The sequence below is a fragment of the Pseudomonas sp. GW821-FHT11D10 genome, assembly GCF_058808435.1.
In genome coordinates this window covers 343,437-358,377 of the sequence record NZ_JBXARR010000005.1, presented here as the reverse complement: position 1 = coordinate 358,377, position 14,941 = coordinate 343,437, and the positions used below count along the sequence as shown (strand labels likewise).

15 protein-coding genes are annotated in these 14,941 nt (G+C 62.3%); 14 read left to right on the top strand and 1 reads right to left on the bottom strand.

Going from position 1 to position 14,941, the window contains the following annotated elements; translation table 11 throughout:
• Nucleotides 1–30: 30 nt before the first annotated feature.
• Entirely contained in the window at nt 31–681 is a 651-nt protein-coding gene (locus tag AC1RT4_RS18060) for a hypothetical protein (RefSeq protein ID WP_493086706.1), read from the bottom strand.
• A gap of 185 nt (nt 682–866) precedes the next feature.
• On the opposite strand from AC1RT4_RS18060, the gene cbiE reads away from it, so the two are divergent.
• The 14 genes from cbiE to AC1RT4_RS17990 all read left to right on the top strand — a co-directional run bounded on the left by cbiE (nt 867) and on the right by AC1RT4_RS17990 (nt 14,881).
• Nucleotides 867–2,078, top strand: coding sequence for a precorrin-6y C5,15-methyltransferase (decarboxylating) subunit CbiE (gene cbiE / locus AC1RT4_RS18055; RefSeq protein ID WP_493086704.1), 1,212 nt, complete (start codon nt 867–869; stop codon nt 2,076–2,078).
• On the top strand, nt 2,071–3,168 hold the full coding sequence (locus AC1RT4_RS18050) for a cobalt-precorrin-5B (C(1))-methyltransferase (protein WP_493086702.1): 1,098 nt from the start codon (nt 2,071–2,073) through the stop codon (nt 3,166–3,168). The genes cbiE and AC1RT4_RS18050 overlap by 8 nt, the downstream gene beginning before the upstream one ends.
• Complete coding sequence (locus tag AC1RT4_RS18045; RefSeq protein WP_493086700.1) at nt 3,165–3,893, top strand: cobalt-precorrin-6A reductase; 729 nt, start codon at nt 3,165–3,167, stop codon at nt 3,891–3,893. Before AC1RT4_RS18050 ends, AC1RT4_RS18045 begins: the two co-directional genes overlap by 4 nt.
• 191 nt (nt 3,894–4,084) lie before the next feature.
• Nucleotides 4,085–4,387: a type II toxin-antitoxin system RelE/ParE family toxin gene (locus AC1RT4_RS18040; protein ID WP_102620223.1), complete on the top strand. Its 303-nt coding sequence runs from the start codon at nt 4,085–4,087 to the stop codon at nt 4,385–4,387.
• Nucleotides 4,388–4,390: 3 nt separating this feature from the next.
• The gene (locus AC1RT4_RS18035; protein WP_085609233.1) at nt 4,391–4,681 is read left to right on the top strand and encodes an addiction module antidote protein; all 291 of its coding nucleotides are present in this window, start codon (nt 4,391–4,393) and stop codon (nt 4,679–4,681) included.
• 97 nt (nt 4,682–4,778) lie between these two features.
• Nucleotides 4,779–5,180: a DUF2946 domain-containing protein gene (locus tag AC1RT4_RS18030; RefSeq protein WP_192563337.1), complete on the top strand. Its 402-nt coding sequence runs from the start codon at nt 4,779–4,781 to the stop codon at nt 5,178–5,180.
• Between the two features lie 48 nt (nt 5,181–5,228).
• Nucleotides 5,229–5,708: a copper chaperone PCu(A)C gene (locus tag AC1RT4_RS18025; RefSeq protein ID WP_134021659.1), complete on the top strand. Its 480-nt coding sequence runs from the start codon at nt 5,229–5,231 to the stop codon at nt 5,706–5,708.
• A gap of 21 nt (nt 5,709–5,729) precedes the next feature.
• Nucleotides 5,730–6,176 (top strand): DUF2946 domain-containing protein, encoded by a 447-nt coding sequence (locus tag AC1RT4_RS18020; RefSeq protein WP_493086697.1) that lies wholly within the window; start codon nt 5,730–5,732, stop codon nt 6,174–6,176.
• Between the two features lie 84 nt (nt 6,177–6,260).
• A complete protein-coding gene (locus AC1RT4_RS18015) occupies nt 6,261–8,381 on the top strand; it encodes a TonB-dependent copper receptor (RefSeq protein WP_493086695.1) in 2,121 nt (706 codons plus the stop codon).
• A gap of 79 nt (nt 8,382–8,460) precedes the next feature.
• A complete protein-coding gene (locus tag AC1RT4_RS18010; RefSeq protein WP_493086693.1) occupies nt 8,461–9,840 on the top strand; it encodes a PepSY-associated TM helix domain-containing protein in 1,380 nt (459 codons plus the stop codon).
• Between the two features lie 162 nt (nt 9,841–10,002).
• Complete coding sequence (locus AC1RT4_RS18005; protein WP_493086691.1) at nt 10,003–12,129, top strand: TonB-dependent receptor; 2,127 nt, start codon at nt 10,003–10,005, stop codon at nt 12,127–12,129.
• Between the two features lie 12 nt (nt 12,130–12,141).
• On the top strand, nt 12,142–12,930 hold the full coding sequence (locus tag AC1RT4_RS18000) for an ABC transporter ATP-binding protein (RefSeq protein WP_493086689.1): 789 nt from the start codon (nt 12,142–12,144) through the stop codon (nt 12,928–12,930).
• Nucleotides 12,927–13,874, top strand: a complete 948-nt coding sequence (locus AC1RT4_RS17995) for an ABC transporter substrate-binding protein (RefSeq protein WP_493086687.1) — start codon at nt 12,927–12,929, stop codon at nt 13,872–13,874. Before AC1RT4_RS18000 ends, AC1RT4_RS17995 begins: the two co-directional genes overlap by 4 nt.
• Nucleotides 13,871–14,881 carry a FecCD family ABC transporter permease gene (locus tag AC1RT4_RS17990; protein WP_085609224.1) on the top strand — a complete coding sequence of 337 codons (1,011 nt, stop codon included), beginning with the start codon at nt 13,871–13,873 and terminating at the stop codon, nt 14,879–14,881. Before AC1RT4_RS17995 ends, AC1RT4_RS17990 begins: the two co-directional genes overlap by 4 nt.
• Nucleotides 14,882–14,941: the final 60 nt, after the last annotated feature.

Here is a 14,941-nt window from a genome sequence, read left to right as displayed (position 1 = left end):
CGATCGCCCGATTTTCTGTCGCCTAAGCGGCTAGATTTCGATATGACTAAAGTCGAACGACATCTCTTTTATCGCCTTCTCCACCAATGGTCGACGAACTTCGATCGCGTGACGGCTCATCGATACTCGTCGAGCCCGAATATCCAGCTGATTCATCGGCTGATAAACTTTCCAGAACAGGAAACTTGTCGTCAGTGTGGACTTGATGAACCTGAAATTTGTAATGACAAGTTCCAGATCTCCGTTGGCGTTATAACTGACAGGGATCACTTTGAAATCGAAAGCCTTTCCGCTCAGCCCGTTGATTGATTCCAGCAGCATCAAATCCGCTTCCAGACTCGACAATCCCGATTCAACACCCCTGATCTGTTCAGGACTGAGCCAAGGCCTTGCCAGCTTCATCCACATTTCACCGACAGTTCCCGAAAAACTCGGCTGGACGTATTCGATATCCATCTCGTCCTTCTTCCAGAAGTACGAATACAGCAGATCGGCGAAATAATCGATCCAGGGCCCGGGGTGTGTTTCGCTGTTGTACTGTTTGTCCGCTTCTTTCTTTGCGATGTAAATACAGTTCAATGCGAATTGATAATCCCCCGGCGATTGCCCCTCTAACCCCGTCAACAAAATATCCCCTACCAGCGTCGCATGATGGGTGGGCGTTCCTGCTTTCACATTCATATCCTTATTACTTCCTGCCATTCATGGCTTTTGTTTAAGTTCATCGGAACCATAACAAATACACCACGTCCGACAATCGCCGTTCAACCACAGGAAGTTTCCGGGGCCGACAACAGACCAGCGCGAGAGCACAGCCACCGCGTTATCATGCCGCCCATGAACACGCACATGAATTGAGGAACGGCATGACGGTCTGGCTGACAGTAGTGGGAATCGGTGAAGACGGCTTCAAGGGCCTGGGCAAGAATGCCCGGCGCGCCCTGATGGGCGCTTCGCGGATCATCGGCGGTCAGCGTCAGCTGGATCTGTTGCCGGTGTGCCTCCGTGGCGAGCGCCAGTTGTGGCCGAGCCCGTTTTCCCTGGCCCCGGTGCTCGAGCGTCGCGGCGAAGCGGTGTGCGTGCTGGCCAGCGGTGATCCGATGTTCTACGGCGTTGGCGCGAGTCTGGCGCGGCAGGTGCCGGGGGCCGAGATGCTGGTTTTGCCATCGCAATCCTCTTGCTCACTGGCGGCTGCCCGACTGGGCTGGCCGTTGCAGGAAGTGGTGATCGTGTCCTTGGTTGCGCGACCGTTGGCCGCCCTCAACGCACAGTTGTCCAGCGGCGTACGCCTGTTGCTGCTGAGCAATGACGGTCAAAGCCCCACGGCTATTGCCGCGTTACTGCGTGAGCGCGGATTCGGCGCCAGTCGCCTGAGTGTTCTGGAACATCTGGGCGGCAACGCAGAGCGCCGGATCGATGGCACCGCCAACGACTGGAACGATCCGCTCGTTGCCGACCTCAATGTGATCGCCATCGAATGCCTGGGTGATCCAGATACACCACGCCTTTCGCGTCTCGCCGGCCTGCCGGACTCGGCCTTCCAGCATGACGGCCAACTGACCAAGCGCGACGTGCGCGCCATCACCCTCGCCCGCCTCGCCCCGACACCGGGCGAACTGCTGTGGGACGTGGGCGCCGGCAGCGGTTCGATCAGCATCGAGTGGATGCGCGCTCACCCGAGTTGCCGCGCTCTGGCGATCGAGGCTGACGACGGTCGCCAGCAGTTGATCGAACACAATCGCGATGCCTTAGGCGTTCCCGGCCTGCAACTGATTCGCGGCAGTGCCCCGCAGGCTCTCGCCGGGCTGGAACGTCCGGACGCCATTTTCATCGGCGGGGGCGTGACCCGCGAAGGCGTGCTCGACACCTGCTGGGCGCAACTCAAACCCGGCGGCCGACTGGTTGCCAACGCTGTGACCCTGCAAAGCGAAATGACCTTGATGAGCTGGCGCGAACGCCACGGCGGCGAGCTGACCCGCATCCACATCGCTCAAGCCCAGCCGCTGGGCGAGTTCGATACCTGGCGCCAGGCTTTGCCAATCACCCTGCTCGATCTGGTCAAACCCTTCGATGCGTGACGAAACCGCCGAACAACCCGCGCCCCTGCGTAGCGGCCTGACCACCGGCAGCTGCGCCACAGCCACCAGCCTCGCCGCTGCCCGCCTGCTGCTCGGCGGAGTGGTGGCGGACGCCGTGCAGATCGTGTTGCCCAAGGGCAAGCAGGTGCAGATGCGCCTGGAGTTCTGCCGGCTGACCGAAGACGGCGCGGAAGCCGGGACGATCAAAGATGCGGGCGATGATCCGGACGTGACTCACGGCGCCCTGCTCTACTCCCGCGTGCAACTGATGGCCGAGCCGGGCATCCGCTTCATCGCCGGCAACGGCGTCGGCACCGTCACCCGCCCGGGGCTGGTGCTGGCCGTCGGCGAACCGGCGATCAACCCGGTGCCGCGCAAGATGATCAGCGATCACCTGACGCTGCTCGCCGAAGAAACCGGCTATCGCGGCGGCTTCGAGGTGACGGTCAATGTCGAGGGCGGCGAAGCCCTGGCGCTGAAAACCATGAACCCGCGCCTGGGGATTCTCGGCGGCCTGTCGATCCTCGGCACCAGCGGCATCGTCCGGCCGTTTTCCTGCGCGGCGTACATCGCCTCGATCCATCAAGGCATCGACGTGGCGAAAACCAACGGCTACCTGCACATCGCCGCCTGCACCGGCAACGCCAGCGAAGACACCATGCGCCGGGTCTACAACCTGCCGGAAATCGCCCTGATCGAAATGGGCGACTTTGTCGGCGCGGTACTCAAGCACCTGCGCAAAGTGCCTGTGGATAAACTCAGCCTGTGCGGCGGCTTCGGCAAGATCAGCAAACTGGCGGCCGGACACATGGATCTGCACTCGCGCCATTCGAGCATCGACCTGCCGCAACTGACCGAATGGGCGGCGGCGATTGGCGCTGACGATGCATTGCAGCAAGCCATTCGCGGGGCGAACACCAGTCAGCAGGCGTTGGCGATGGCCAGTGCGGCGGGTGTTGCGCTGGGTGATGAGGTTTGCCGCCACGCCCTGGAGTTCGCCCGTAGCGTGGTGCCGGCGCAGGTGCAGGTCGAAGTGTTTGCGATTGATCGTCAGGGCGGCATCGTTGGCCATGCGGGGGCTTTTGTATGAAGCGAATCCTGTTGCTCGGCGGCGTCACTGAATCGCTGGCCATCGCGCGCACGTTGGGACCGGAACACATTTACAGCCTGGCCGGCGTCGGCCGGGTGCCGACCGATCTGACGTGTCAGGTGCGCGTCGGCGGCTATGGTGGCGCCGAAGGTCTGGCGCAGTTCATTCGCGACGAAGGCATCACACTTTTGCTCGACGCGACCCATCCCTACGCCGCACAGATCAGCCAGAACGCCGCCACCGCTGCGCAACTCACCGGCATCCCCTGCTGGGCCCTGCGCCGCCCCGCGTGGCAACCAGAGCCGGGCGATGACTGGCGCGAAGTCGCCGACTGGGCCGAACTGATCACCGCCCTCGAACCCTTCCGCCGCCCTCTGTTCACCCTTGGCCGCGAACCGCTGCAACACCTCGACGAAATCCCTGCGCACCAGTTCTGGACCCTGCGCGCCCTCGACGTCTACCCCGGCAACGAGCGCTGCGAAGTCATCGGCGCCCGTGGGCCGTTTCTGCTGGAGGATGAGCGGGCCCTGTTCGAACGCCGGCAGATCGACGTGCTGATCAGCAAGAACAGCGGCAGCACCGCAACCGAGCCGAAACTGGACGTGGCGCGGGAGCTTGGGGTGCCGGTGATGGTGTTGAAGCGGCCGGAGTTGGCGGGGGTTGATCGGGAATTCATGAGTACGTCTGAAGTCCTGAAAGCCCTCTCTACGTCAGATAATTCCTGATTTCGAGCTAATCCTTGATTTGACCGGCAAATTTTCAGGAAGCAGCTGACTGTTCGTTCTTGCCACCTCACGCCAAGATTTCGATTCCTTTAATCCCCACAGATTTGCAGCGAGCAAATTCTTGAAGCGCACTTCAGCGCTCAAGAAAAATGCGGCTTGTCAGTCTGTATCCCAAGGAATACGATTTCGACATGATCGAATTTGAACGATCCCCTGCATTTGCCGATTGGCTCGACTCGATGAAAGACACCAATGGCAAAGCTCGCATCATCGCCAGAATTCGAGGTGCAGAGCATGGAAACATGGGTGATTGCGAGTTCGTTGGCAGTGCCGTTTATGAAATGCGTGTTCATTACGGTCCCGGTTACAGGATGTACTTCACACGTAAAGGTGACGTGATTTATCTGCTACTGCTGGGAGGTGACAAGTCGACACAAAAACGAGATATCAAACGCGCCATCCGGATGGCGCAAAGCATCGGTAATGAGGAGTAAGTCATGACCGAAAAATTCACCCGCTTCGACGCTGCAGAGTTTCTTAAAACACCCGAGGAAATGGCGGCTTACCTGGACGCTTGTTTTGACGAAGATGCTGGCGACGGCGTTCTCATCCGTGCAGCGCTTAATGACATTGCCCGCGCCCAAGGCATGACCCAGGTTGCACGAGATGCAGGTCTGGGCCGCGAAAGCCTTTATAAAGCGCTGAGCAGCACTGGAAATCCGGAATTCGCGACTATCATGAAAGTCATGAAGGCGCTGGGCTTGCGGTTACATGCCGTAGCAGGCTGAATCCTCTGCGACACCAAACCGCACGACGCTTTTTTACTTATCGGCCCTGATCAGGCTAAATAGCCGCGCCTGATCGCCCACCCTACGGATCTGTCCCATGAACCGACACCGGCTCGCATTTGCCTGGATCGCCTGCTTTGCAGTGCTGTTCAACATGCTCGCCATGCCGTTGACGGGAGCGATGGCGCAGGCGGCGCAGACACCGGCCGAGCAGTTGCTGTGGAGCAGTTTCTGCACCGGCAGCGGGACGAAGATGGTGGCGATCGACATCGGCAGCCTCGATCAGAAAGCGCCGCAGAGCGGTGACAATCATTCGACCATGCAGCATTGCTGGTGCTGTTCCGGATCGGCGCCGGTGGTGGCGTTGCCGGGGCATTCGCCGCAGCTGTATTTCGCCCGATACGAAAGCAATCGCAGCGTGGCACCCGCATTGCTGCAGACTCCGACACCGCGCCAGCAATGGCCGAGCCTCAATCCCCGCGCCTCTCCTCTGGTTTGATTTGTTCCCGCATTTGACCTGCGTTTCAAATCGTTCTGGAGAACTGCCATGTTGAACAAATTCATCGTCATCGCTGCGCTGTTGCTGCCTGCGTGCTTCGCCCATGCCCACGAATACAAGGCCGGCGAGCTGGAAATCGCCCACCCGTGGTCGCAGGAACTGCCGCCGAACGCGCCGACCGTTGCCGCGTATTTCATCATTCACAACGCCGGCAAGACGGCTGACCGCCTGCTCAGCGTCGACTCGCCCATCGCCCCGACTGCCGAACTGCACGAGCACGTGATGCAGGGTGATCTGATGAAGATGCAACAGGTGCCGAACGTGGCCATCCCGGCCGGTGGAAACGTGACCTTCGCGCCGATGGCCTATCACGTGATGCTGATGAATCCGACCGACCGCAGCCTGCTGACCGACGGCAAGCGCTTTCCCCTGACGATGCACTTCGAAAAGGCCGGTGACGTGACCGTCGAAGTCGCCGTGCAGAAGAAGTCGCCGGAAGCCACGCAAGCCCACGCGCACGCCCAGTAACCGTTCCGGCAGACTCCGCCCATGCGCCCCCTGAGCGCCAGGCCCTCCCTGCAACGCCGTCAGACTGAACGCCTGACCCGCGGCAGCTGGATCGCCCTGTTCGCCATGTTGATGATCTTCATCGGCCCGCTGATTTCCCAGTCGATGCCGATGGATCAGCACGCCTCGACCTCCATGCCGATGAGCATGGACATGTCGATGGACATGGCGGGCATGGATCATTCCGGGCACACCGCGCAGCCCACCGCCGAGCACTGCCCACCGCAATCCTCGCACCATGTGCTGTGGGAAAAGTGCGGTTATTGCAGCCTGCTGTTCAACTGCCCGGCACTGACCGGCGGCGGCAGCTTCGCCACTTTCAGCATTCCGCTCGTCAACACCTTCACCCCACCCTCCCCGCGCCTGGGCCATGCCCGGCAGACCTTCTTTCCCGGCGCCCGCACCCGCGCCCCGCCCGTCGCAGCGTAAACACCCACCTCTGATTGCACACGGTTGAGAAGACAGCCTCAGGCTGCCGGCCGTGTCGTTTACGACTGTTTGATGGAAATTGTCATGTCCAGGTTTTCTGCTGTCCCACGCCCGGGTTCTGCCCCGGCGTCCTTTGCCCTGAACGAATCCCGCGTTCGTTTCAGGCACGCTACCGCCGTCCTTTGCGGCGTCCTGCTGTCCCCGCTGGTCCACGCCGATGAACACGCCGCCCACGCTGACGAACTGAGTCCGACGGTGATCACCGCCATCGCCCCGAGCTCGCCGCTGACCATCGTCACCAACCCGAAGGACCCGCGCCAACCGGTGCCGGCCAGCGACGGCGGCGACTACCTGAAGACCATTCCGGGCTTCGCCCTGGTGCGCAACGGCGGCACCAACGGTGATCCGGTATTGCGCGGCATGTTCGGTTCGCGCCTGAACATCCTCACCAACGGCAGCATGATGCTCGGCGCGTGCCCCGGCCGGATGGACGCGCCGACCTCGTACATCTCGCCCGAGACCTACGACAAACTCACCGTGATCAAAGGCCCGCAAACCGTGCTCTACGGACCGGGCGCCTCGGCCGGCACGATCCTGTTCGACCGTGAGCCGGAAAGCTTCGGCGAGCTCGGCACCCGGGTGAACGCCAGCGTGCTGGCGGGCTCCCACGGGCGCTTCGACAAAGTCGTCGATGCGGCGGCCGGCGGCTCGCTGGGCTACGTGCGGGTGATCGGCAACACCGCGCATTCCGACGACTACCGCGACGGCAACAACGACATCGTTGCCTCGCGCTATGACAAGTGGAACGGCGACGTGGCGCTGGGCTGGACCCCGGACGCCGACACCCTGATCGAACTCACCGCCGGCAAGGGTGACGGCGAAGCACGCTACGCCGGACGCGGCATGGACGGCTCGCAGTTCCTGCGCGAAAGCCTCGGTCTGCGCGTCGAGAAATCCAACATCAGCGACGTGCTGGAGAAGCTCGAAGCGCAGGTCTACTACAACTACGCCGACCACGTGATGGACAACTACACCCTGCGCACCCCGTCCGGCACCGGGATGATGGCCGGTCCCATGGCGTCCAACGTCGACCGCCGTACCCTCGGCGCACGGATCAAAGCCACCTGGCGCTGGGCCGATATCCAGCTGATCACCGGCCTCGACGCGCAGACCAACGAACACCGTCAGCGCAGCGGGATGGGCATCGATACCTACAAGGATCAGCCGTTCACCAAGGACGCCGACTTCCATAACTACGGCGTGTTCAGCGAAATGACCTGGTACGCCGCCGATCGCGACCGGCTGATCACCGGCGCCCGGGTCGACCGTGCCTCGGCCAAGGATTATCGCCAGACCACCGGCTCGGGAATGATGTCCCGTCCGAATCCGACCGCCGGCGATACCCGTGCCGACACACTGCCAAGCGGCTTCGTCCGTTACGAGCATGACCTGGCCGACAGCCCGACCACGCTCTACGCCGGCCTCGGTCACGCCCAACGGTTTCCGGATTACTGGGAGCTGTTTTCGCCCAAGTCCGGCCCGGCCGGTTCGGTCAATGCGTTCGATTCGATCAAGCCGGAAAAGACCACCCAGCTCGACTTCGGCGTGAACTACAAGAGCGCCGCGCTCGAAGCCTGGGCCTCGGGTTACATCGGCCAGGTGCGCGATTACATCCTGTTCGATTACACCCCGGGGATGATGGGCATGAGCACTTCCCGCGCCGAGAACATCGACGCGCGGATCATGGGCGGTGAACTCGGTGTCGCCTACAAACTCACCGACAACTGGAAAGCCGACGCGACCCTGGCCTACGCCTGGGGCAAGAACAGCAGCGATGGCAAGGCCCTGCCGCAGATGCCGCCGCTGGATGCGCGCTTCGGTCTGACCTATACCGAAGACAACTGGAGCGCCGGCGCACTGTGGAGGGTGGTCGCCGCGCAAAACCGTATCGACCAGAACAAGGGCAACGTGGTCGGAAAGGATTACGACAAGAGTTCAGGCTTCGGCGTGTTCTCGCTCAACGGTGCCTACCGGATCAACAAAAACTGGAAGGTCAGTACCGGCGTCGACAACCTGTTCGGCAAGGCTTACGCCGAACACCTGAACCTGGCGGGCAACGCCGGGTTCGGCTACCCGGCGAACGACCCGCAAGCGATCAATGAACCGGGGCGCACGTTCTGGACCAAGGTGGACATGAGTTTCTAACCCTGAAGGGCGCTCGCTCCCTTCAGGGAGCGGGCGGCAACAGACAACTAGAAGATCCAAGCCAAGCGGAGCACACGTGATGAAACAGCCCAAACCGAATTTCTACAACCTGGCCTGGCGTTGGCATTTTTATGCCGGATTGTTCGTCGCCCCATTCATGGTGATGCTGGCCCTGACCGGCATCATTTACCTGTTCAAGCCGCAACTCGATTCGCTGATGTACAGCAGCCTGCTGAACGTCCCCGCCGGACATCACACCGTGCCGGCCGATGACTTGCTGCAAAAGGTCAAAAGCGCTTATCCACAGGGCCAGGTCACCCAGTACCTGCCACCGGTGAATGCCGAGCGCAGCGCGCAATTTGTCGTGGCCAATGCCGGCCATGAGCTGAACGTGTTCGTCGATCCGTACCACGGCGACATCCTCGGCGAGCAGGATGCCAAGCAGAACCTGCAAGCCATCGCCCGGGCGATCCATGGCGAACTGATGATCGGCACCGTCGGTGACCGACTGATCGAAATGGCCGCCGGCTGGGGCGTGGTGCTGGTGGTGTCCGGGGTTTTCCTGTGGTGGCCGCGAGGCCAGGCAGCGGGGATTCTGTGGCCACGCCTGAGCAGTCGTGGCCGCGTCCTGTGGCGTGACCTGCATGCCGTTACCGGATTCTGGGGCGCGGCCTTGCTGCTGGTGATGTTGCTCAGCGGCATGACCTGGACCGGCTTCTGGGGCAAGCAATACGCCCAGGTGTGGAACGTGTTCCCGGCGGCGATGTGGGACAACGTGCCGACCTCCGACGTCGAGGCCGGCAGCCTCAACAACGCTGCCCGCCAGACCGTACCGTGGGCGATGGAAAACACGCCGATGCCGATGTCCGGCGACCACGCCGAACACATGGCCCACGGCGGCATGCAACACGGCCCCGCCGCCCCGACCATCCGCCTGCAGGATGTGCAGAACATCGCCATCAAGCGCAAGGTCGAGCCTGGCTACAGCATCACGATGCCGACCACCGCGACCGGCGTGTTCACCATCGCCGTGTTCGCCGACGACCCGCGTAACGATGCGACCCTGCACATCGATCAGTACACCGGCAAGGTGTTGGCCGACGTGCGATTCGAGCAGTACGGCGCTGTTGCCCGCGCTACCGAGATCGGCGTGATGCTCCACGAAGGCAAGATGTTCGGCACCTTCAACCAGATCATCGTGCTGCTGATCTGCCTGATGATTCTGCTCAGCGCCGTCAGCGGCGTGGTGATCTGGTGGAAGCGCCGCCCGCAAGGAAAATTCGGCGTGCCGCCGCTGCGTCACGATCTGCCGAAGTGGAAAACCGGGGTGGCGATCATGCTGGTTCTGGCGGTGGTGTTTCCGCTGGTGGGGGCTTCGCTGGTGGTGGTGTGGTTACTGGATCGGCTGCTGTTGTCGCGTCTGGGCCGACAAGCTGAATCTGCCTCAACTTCATCATGAAACAGGCGAGATGCGCGATCTAGACAGGTCTTTAAACTGCCGGGGCTTAAACTCCGGCATTTTTTAGTGTTACTGTATAACGCAAATTTGCTGCTCTGCCCGCAGCCATGCACCGTCATGAGCCTGCGGGCTTTTCTTTTGAAGAAGTGATTCACCGCCCCGATGAACAAGTACCTCTTGTCCAGCCTCTGTCTGTTCGCCCTGAACCACAGCGCCCACGCCGACAACGCCCCGCTGACGCTGCCCACCGGCACCATCACCGCCCCGGCCAGTGACGACCAGACTGTCAGCCTGACCACGCCGACCAGCGCCGGCTCGCGCCTGAACCTCACGGCCATGGAAACCCCGGCCAGCGTCGAAAGCCTGAGCGGCGAACAAGTCCGCGCCCGTGGTGATCGCAGCGTGCAGGACGCGGTGTCGCGCAGCACCGGCATCAGCCGAACTGGCACGCCGGGCGATGGCGGCACTTCGTTGCAGGCCCGGGGTTTTACCGGACAGAGTTCAGTGATGCAGTTGTATGACGGCAACCGCATGTACACCGGCATGGGCACCGTGACGTTCCCGGTCGACACCTGGTCGGTGGAGCGTGCCGACGTGCTGCGCGGCCCGGCCTCGGTGCTGTACGGCGAAGGCGCGACCGGCGCGGTGGTCAACGTGATCCCGAAGAAGCCGTTCGAAGGTGAAATCGAAAACCACGTGCGCGTCGGCTACGGCTCGTTCGACCGCCAGCAGCAGGCGTTCGACAGCGGCGGTTCGCTGACCGACACCCTGAGCTATCGCCTCAACCTCAATCGCCTGCGCAGCAATGGCTGGGTTGATCGCGGTGAATCGTCCAGCGACTTCATCAGCGCCGCCCTGCGCTGGCAGGCCACTGACGACCTGACCTTCACCCTCGCCCACGATTACGGCGACCAGCGCCCGCAGAACTACTTCGGCACACCGTTGATCAACGGCCAGTTGAAAGACAGCCTGCGCAACAAGAACTACAACGTGCGCGACGACAAGCAGCACTACAACGATCAATGGACGCGCCTGACCACGGATTGGCAGATCAACGAGGCGGTCAGCGCCAGCAACGAGCTGTACTACCTCAAGGCCCAGCGCCGCTGGCAGAACGCCGAGAACTACAACTTCGACGCCGGTAGCCAGCAGCTGAGCCGCAGCGGCTACTTCGGCATCGGCCACAAACAGGAACAGGTCGGCGACCGCCAGACTTTCACCTTCAAGCATTCGCTGTTCGGCCTCGACAGCCAGACCGTGACCGGCGTCGACTACAACCGCATCCGCTTTCAGCTCGACAGCAACTCGCCGTTCAACGACGTATTGCCGAACGGTCAGCCGCTGGATCGCTATCACCCGCAACCCGGTTATTTCGAGAGCGCCGATCCGTATCGCGATCAGTTCGACAGCACCACCAAACAGATGTCGGTGTTCGCCGAAAACCGCACGCAACTGAGCGAGCGCTGGTCGCTGGTGACCGGTGTGCGCCGCGACTACGTGCACGTGGATCGCAACAACCTGGTCGACGGCAGCCAGAGCGACAAGACCCTGACCGGCAACAACTGGAAGGCCGGTCTGGTGTTTGCGCTGACGCAGGACACCTCGTTCTACGGTCAGGTCGCCACCAGCACCGATGGCATCGGCGGTCTGATTTCCCTGAGCCCGAGCCAGCAGCAATACGACTTGTCCACCGCGCGGCAAACCGAGATCGGCCTGAAGCAGCTGTTCTGGGATCAGCGCGGCGAGTTCACGCTGGCGGCGTATCGCATCGTGAAGAAGAAGCTGCTGACCGACGACCCGGGCAACCCGACGCTCAAGCAGCAGGTCGGCCAGCAATCGTCGAACGGGCTGGAAGCCAGCCTCGATCTGCAATTGCCACACGCCTGGCAGTTGCAAGCCAACGCCGCGATCGTCAAAGCCAAGTACGACGATTTCGAAGAAGTGGTCGGCGGCGTGCCGGTGTCACGCAATGGCAATCGCCCGGTGGACGTGCCACGGCGCACCGCCAATCTTTGGCTGAGCAAGGCGCTCACTGATGACCTGAAGGCCGGTGCCGGTGTGCGTTACGTCGATGCGCGCTACGCCGACATGGCCAACCGCAACGAGCTGCCGAGTTACACCGTGGTCGATGCGACGCTGTCGTGGAAAGCCCTGCGTAACACCACGCTTGGGTTGCAGGTGAACAATCTGTTTGACCGGACGTATGCGCAAAGCCAATACAATGAGGGCCAGCAGTGGATTCTGGGTGAGCCTCGTTCGTTCTTTGTCACCGCTGACTACACCTTCTAGAACAGGAACGAAATGACCTCACTGTCCCTCACCCATCTCGCCTGGACACCTCTGGGCCACGGCCACTGCCATCACCAGTTCCAGCTGCGTGACGCCTCGTTGCAAGTGGCCGCCGGTGAGTTCGTCGGGCTGATCGGGCCCAATGGCAGCGGCAAGACCAGCCTGTTGCGCTGCGCCTATCGCTTCAGTCAGCCGGAACACGGTGAGGTCAGACTCGACCACCACAACGTGTGGAAACAATCTTCACGCTGGTGCGCGCAACGCATCGCCGTGGTGCTGCAGGAATTCCCCGACGCCTTCGGCCTGACCGTCGAAGAAGTGGTCGCCATGGGCCGCACGCCGCACAAGGGCCTGTTCGATGGCGACACGCTGGAGGACCGCCAGCTCGCCACCCAGGCCCTCAAGTCCGTGGGACTCGACGGCTTCGAAGACCACGAGTTCGCCACCCTGTCCGGTGGTGAAAAACAACGCGTGATCCTCGCCCGGGCCCTGACCCAGCAACCGCAACTGCTGATCCTCGACGAGCCGACCAACCACCTCGATCCGCGCTATCAGCTGGAGCTGCTGCAACTGGTCAAGCGTTTGCAGATCGGGACCCTGGCGAGCATCCACGACCTGAACCTGGCCGCCGCGTTCTGCGACCGTTTGTATGTGATCAACCACGGTCGCATCGTCGCCAGCGGCACCCCGCAACAAGTCCTGACCGTCGAACTGCTGCGCGACGTGTTCGGCGTCGAAGCATTGATCGACTCCCACCCCCTCCACGGCTACCCGCGAATCACCTGGATAACCCGACCATGACTGTGCGCTCCCTGCTTTGCCTCACTCTGCTGCTGGGCACCACCCACGCCTTTGCCGAGGCCACGAAGTACCCGCTGACGATCCAGAGCTGCAACCGTGAAGTCACCTTCAAGCAAGCGCCGAAGCACGCGGTCAGTCACGACATCAACATGACCCAGATGATGCTCGCCCTCGGCCTCAAGTCGAAGATGGCCGGCTACAGCGGCGTCAGTGGCTGGAAGTCGGTGACACCGGAAATGCAGTCGCTGCTCGACGGTCTGCCGGAACTGGCAGCCAAGTACCCGTCGGTGGAAACCCTGCTCAACGCCAACGTCGACTTCTTCTTCGCCGGCTGGGACTACGGCATGCGCGTCGGCGGCGATCTCACGCCGCAGACCCTGCAACCGCTGGGCATCAACGTCTATGAACTGACCGAATCCTGTGCATTCGTGATGAAGCGCCCGGCCGCCACGCTGGACGACACTTACAACGACCTGCGCAACCTCGGCAAAATCTTCGACGTGCAGGATCGCGCCAACGCGCTGATCGCCGACATGCAAAGTCAGGTCGCCGAAGTCCGCAAAGACCTGCCCGCCGAGAAACCACGGGTGTTCCTGTACGACAGCGGCGAAGACCGCGCCATGACCTCCGGCCGCCTCGGCATGCCGCAAGCGCTGATCGACGCCGCCGGCGGGCGCAACGTTCTCGATGACGTCGAAGCGAGCTGGACCCGGGTCAACTGGGAGACCGTGGTCGAGCGCAATCCGCAGGTGATCGTGATCGTCGACTACAGCGAGATCACCGCCGAGCAGAAGATCGAATTCCTGCTGAAGAACAAGGCGCTGCAATCGGTGGACGCGATCAAGAACCAGCGCTTCATCGTCATCCCTTACGTGCAGGCCACGCCGGGGATCGACAACGTGCTGGCGGTTGAAACCCTGGCCAAAGGTTTCCACGGCGAATGATCAATCGTCGTTACGGCTGGCTGCTGATTGCCCTCGGCGCGGTGCTGCTGGTGTCGTGCGTGGTGTCGCTGGGCTTCGGCCCGGCGCGGGTGCCGGTGGACGTGGTGTGGCGGATTCTGCTGCACAAGTTGTTCGGCCTCGGCGTGCCGGACTGGAGCGCCGGCCAGGAACACATCGTCTGGCTGATCCGCGTACCGCGCATGCTGCTCGGTGCATTGGTAGGCGCCGGGCTGGCGTTGATCGGCGCGGTGCTGCAAGCGGTGACGCGTAATCCGCTGGCCGATCCGCACCTGCTCGGCGTCACTTCCGGCGCAACCCTCGGCGCAGTGATCGTGGTGCTGCACGTCGGTGAAATCGTCGGCCTGCTGACCTTGCCGATTGCCGCGTTCATCGGCGCGTTGTTGAGCATGTTTCTGGTGCTGGGCATCGCCAACCGCCAGGGTCGGCTGGACAGTGATCGTCTGCTGCTGTGCGGCGTGGCGGTGTCGTTCGTGATGATGGCGATCGCCAACCTGCTGTTGTTCATGGGCGATCACCGCGCCAGTTCGGCGGTGATGTTCTGGATGCTCGGTGGCCTCGGTCTGGCGCGCTGGGAGTTGCTGGCGGTGCCGGCGCTCAGTGTGTTGCTTGGCTTGATTCTGCTGATCGGCATGGCCCGTCCGCTGAACGCCTTGATGGCCGGCGAACAGACCGCCGTCACCCTCGGCCTGAATGCCCGGGCGGTGCGTCTGCGGGTGTTCGTGATTGCTTCGTTGATGACCGGGGTGCTGGTGTCGATCAGCGGTTCCATCGGTTTTGTCGGGCTGATGGTGCCGCACATTGCCCGGCGCCTGATCGGTGCCGAGCACCGGCGTCTGCTGCCGGTGTGCGTGTTGCTCGGCAGTGTGTTTCTGGTGTGGGTCGACGTCGCGGCGCGGACACTGATCGCCCCCGAAGACCTGCCCATCGGCGTCGCCACCGCAGCCCTCGGCGGCCTGTTCTTCATCGGCCTGATGCGCCGCCGCTGAATCCTCCGGGTGCGCCCCAATCTGGCGCACCCCGTTGCACCTTTGCATGCAACACGTCCT

Coding starts and splice junctions, on each gene's coding strand:
- AC1RT4_RS17995 (WP_493086687.1), top strand. CDS start 12,927: ATGACTGTGCGCTCCCTGCTTTGCCTCACTCTGCTGCTGGGCACCACC.
- AC1RT4_RS18005 (WP_493086691.1), top strand. CDS start 10,003: ATGAACAAGTACCTCTTGTCCAGCCTCTGTCTGTTCGCCCTGAACCAC.
- AC1RT4_RS18015 (WP_493086695.1), top strand. CDS start 6,261: ATGTCCAGGTTTTCTGCTGTCCCACGCCCGGGTTCTGCCCCGGCGTCC.
- AC1RT4_RS18060 (WP_493086706.1), bottom strand. CDS start 681: ATGAATGTGAAAGCAGGAACGCCCACCCATCATGCGACGCTGGTAGGG.
- AC1RT4_RS18035 (WP_085609233.1), top strand. CDS start 4,391: ATGACCGAAAAATTCACCCGCTTCGACGCTGCAGAGTTTCTTAAAACA.
- AC1RT4_RS18010 (WP_493086693.1), top strand. CDS start 8,461: ATGAAACAGCCCAAACCGAATTTCTACAACCTGGCCTGGCGTTGGCAT.
- AC1RT4_RS18020 (WP_493086697.1), top strand. CDS start 5,730: ATGCGCCCCCTGAGCGCCAGGCCCTCCCTGCAACGCCGTCAGACTGAA.
- AC1RT4_RS18050 (WP_493086702.1), top strand. CDS start 2,071: ATGCGTGACGAAACCGCCGAACAACCCGCGCCCCTGCGTAGCGGCCTG.
- AC1RT4_RS17990 (WP_085609224.1), top strand. CDS start 13,871: ATGATCAATCGTCGTTACGGCTGGCTGCTGATTGCCCTCGGCGCGGTG.
- AC1RT4_RS18025 (WP_134021659.1), top strand. CDS start 5,229: ATGTTGAACAAATTCATCGTCATCGCTGCGCTGTTGCTGCCTGCGTGC.
- AC1RT4_RS18040 (WP_102620223.1), top strand. CDS start 4,085: ATGATCGAATTTGAACGATCCCCTGCATTTGCCGATTGGCTCGACTCG.
- AC1RT4_RS18045 (WP_493086700.1), top strand. CDS start 3,165: ATGAAGCGAATCCTGTTGCTCGGCGGCGTCACTGAATCGCTGGCCATC.
- AC1RT4_RS18030 (WP_192563337.1), top strand. CDS start 4,779: ATGAACCGACACCGGCTCGCATTTGCCTGGATCGCCTGCTTTGCAGTG.
- cbiE (WP_493086704.1), top strand. CDS start 867: ATGACGGTCTGGCTGACAGTAGTGGGAATCGGTGAAGACGGCTTCAAG.
- AC1RT4_RS18000 (WP_493086689.1), top strand. CDS start 12,142: ATGACCTCACTGTCCCTCACCCATCTCGCCTGGACACCTCTGGGCCAC.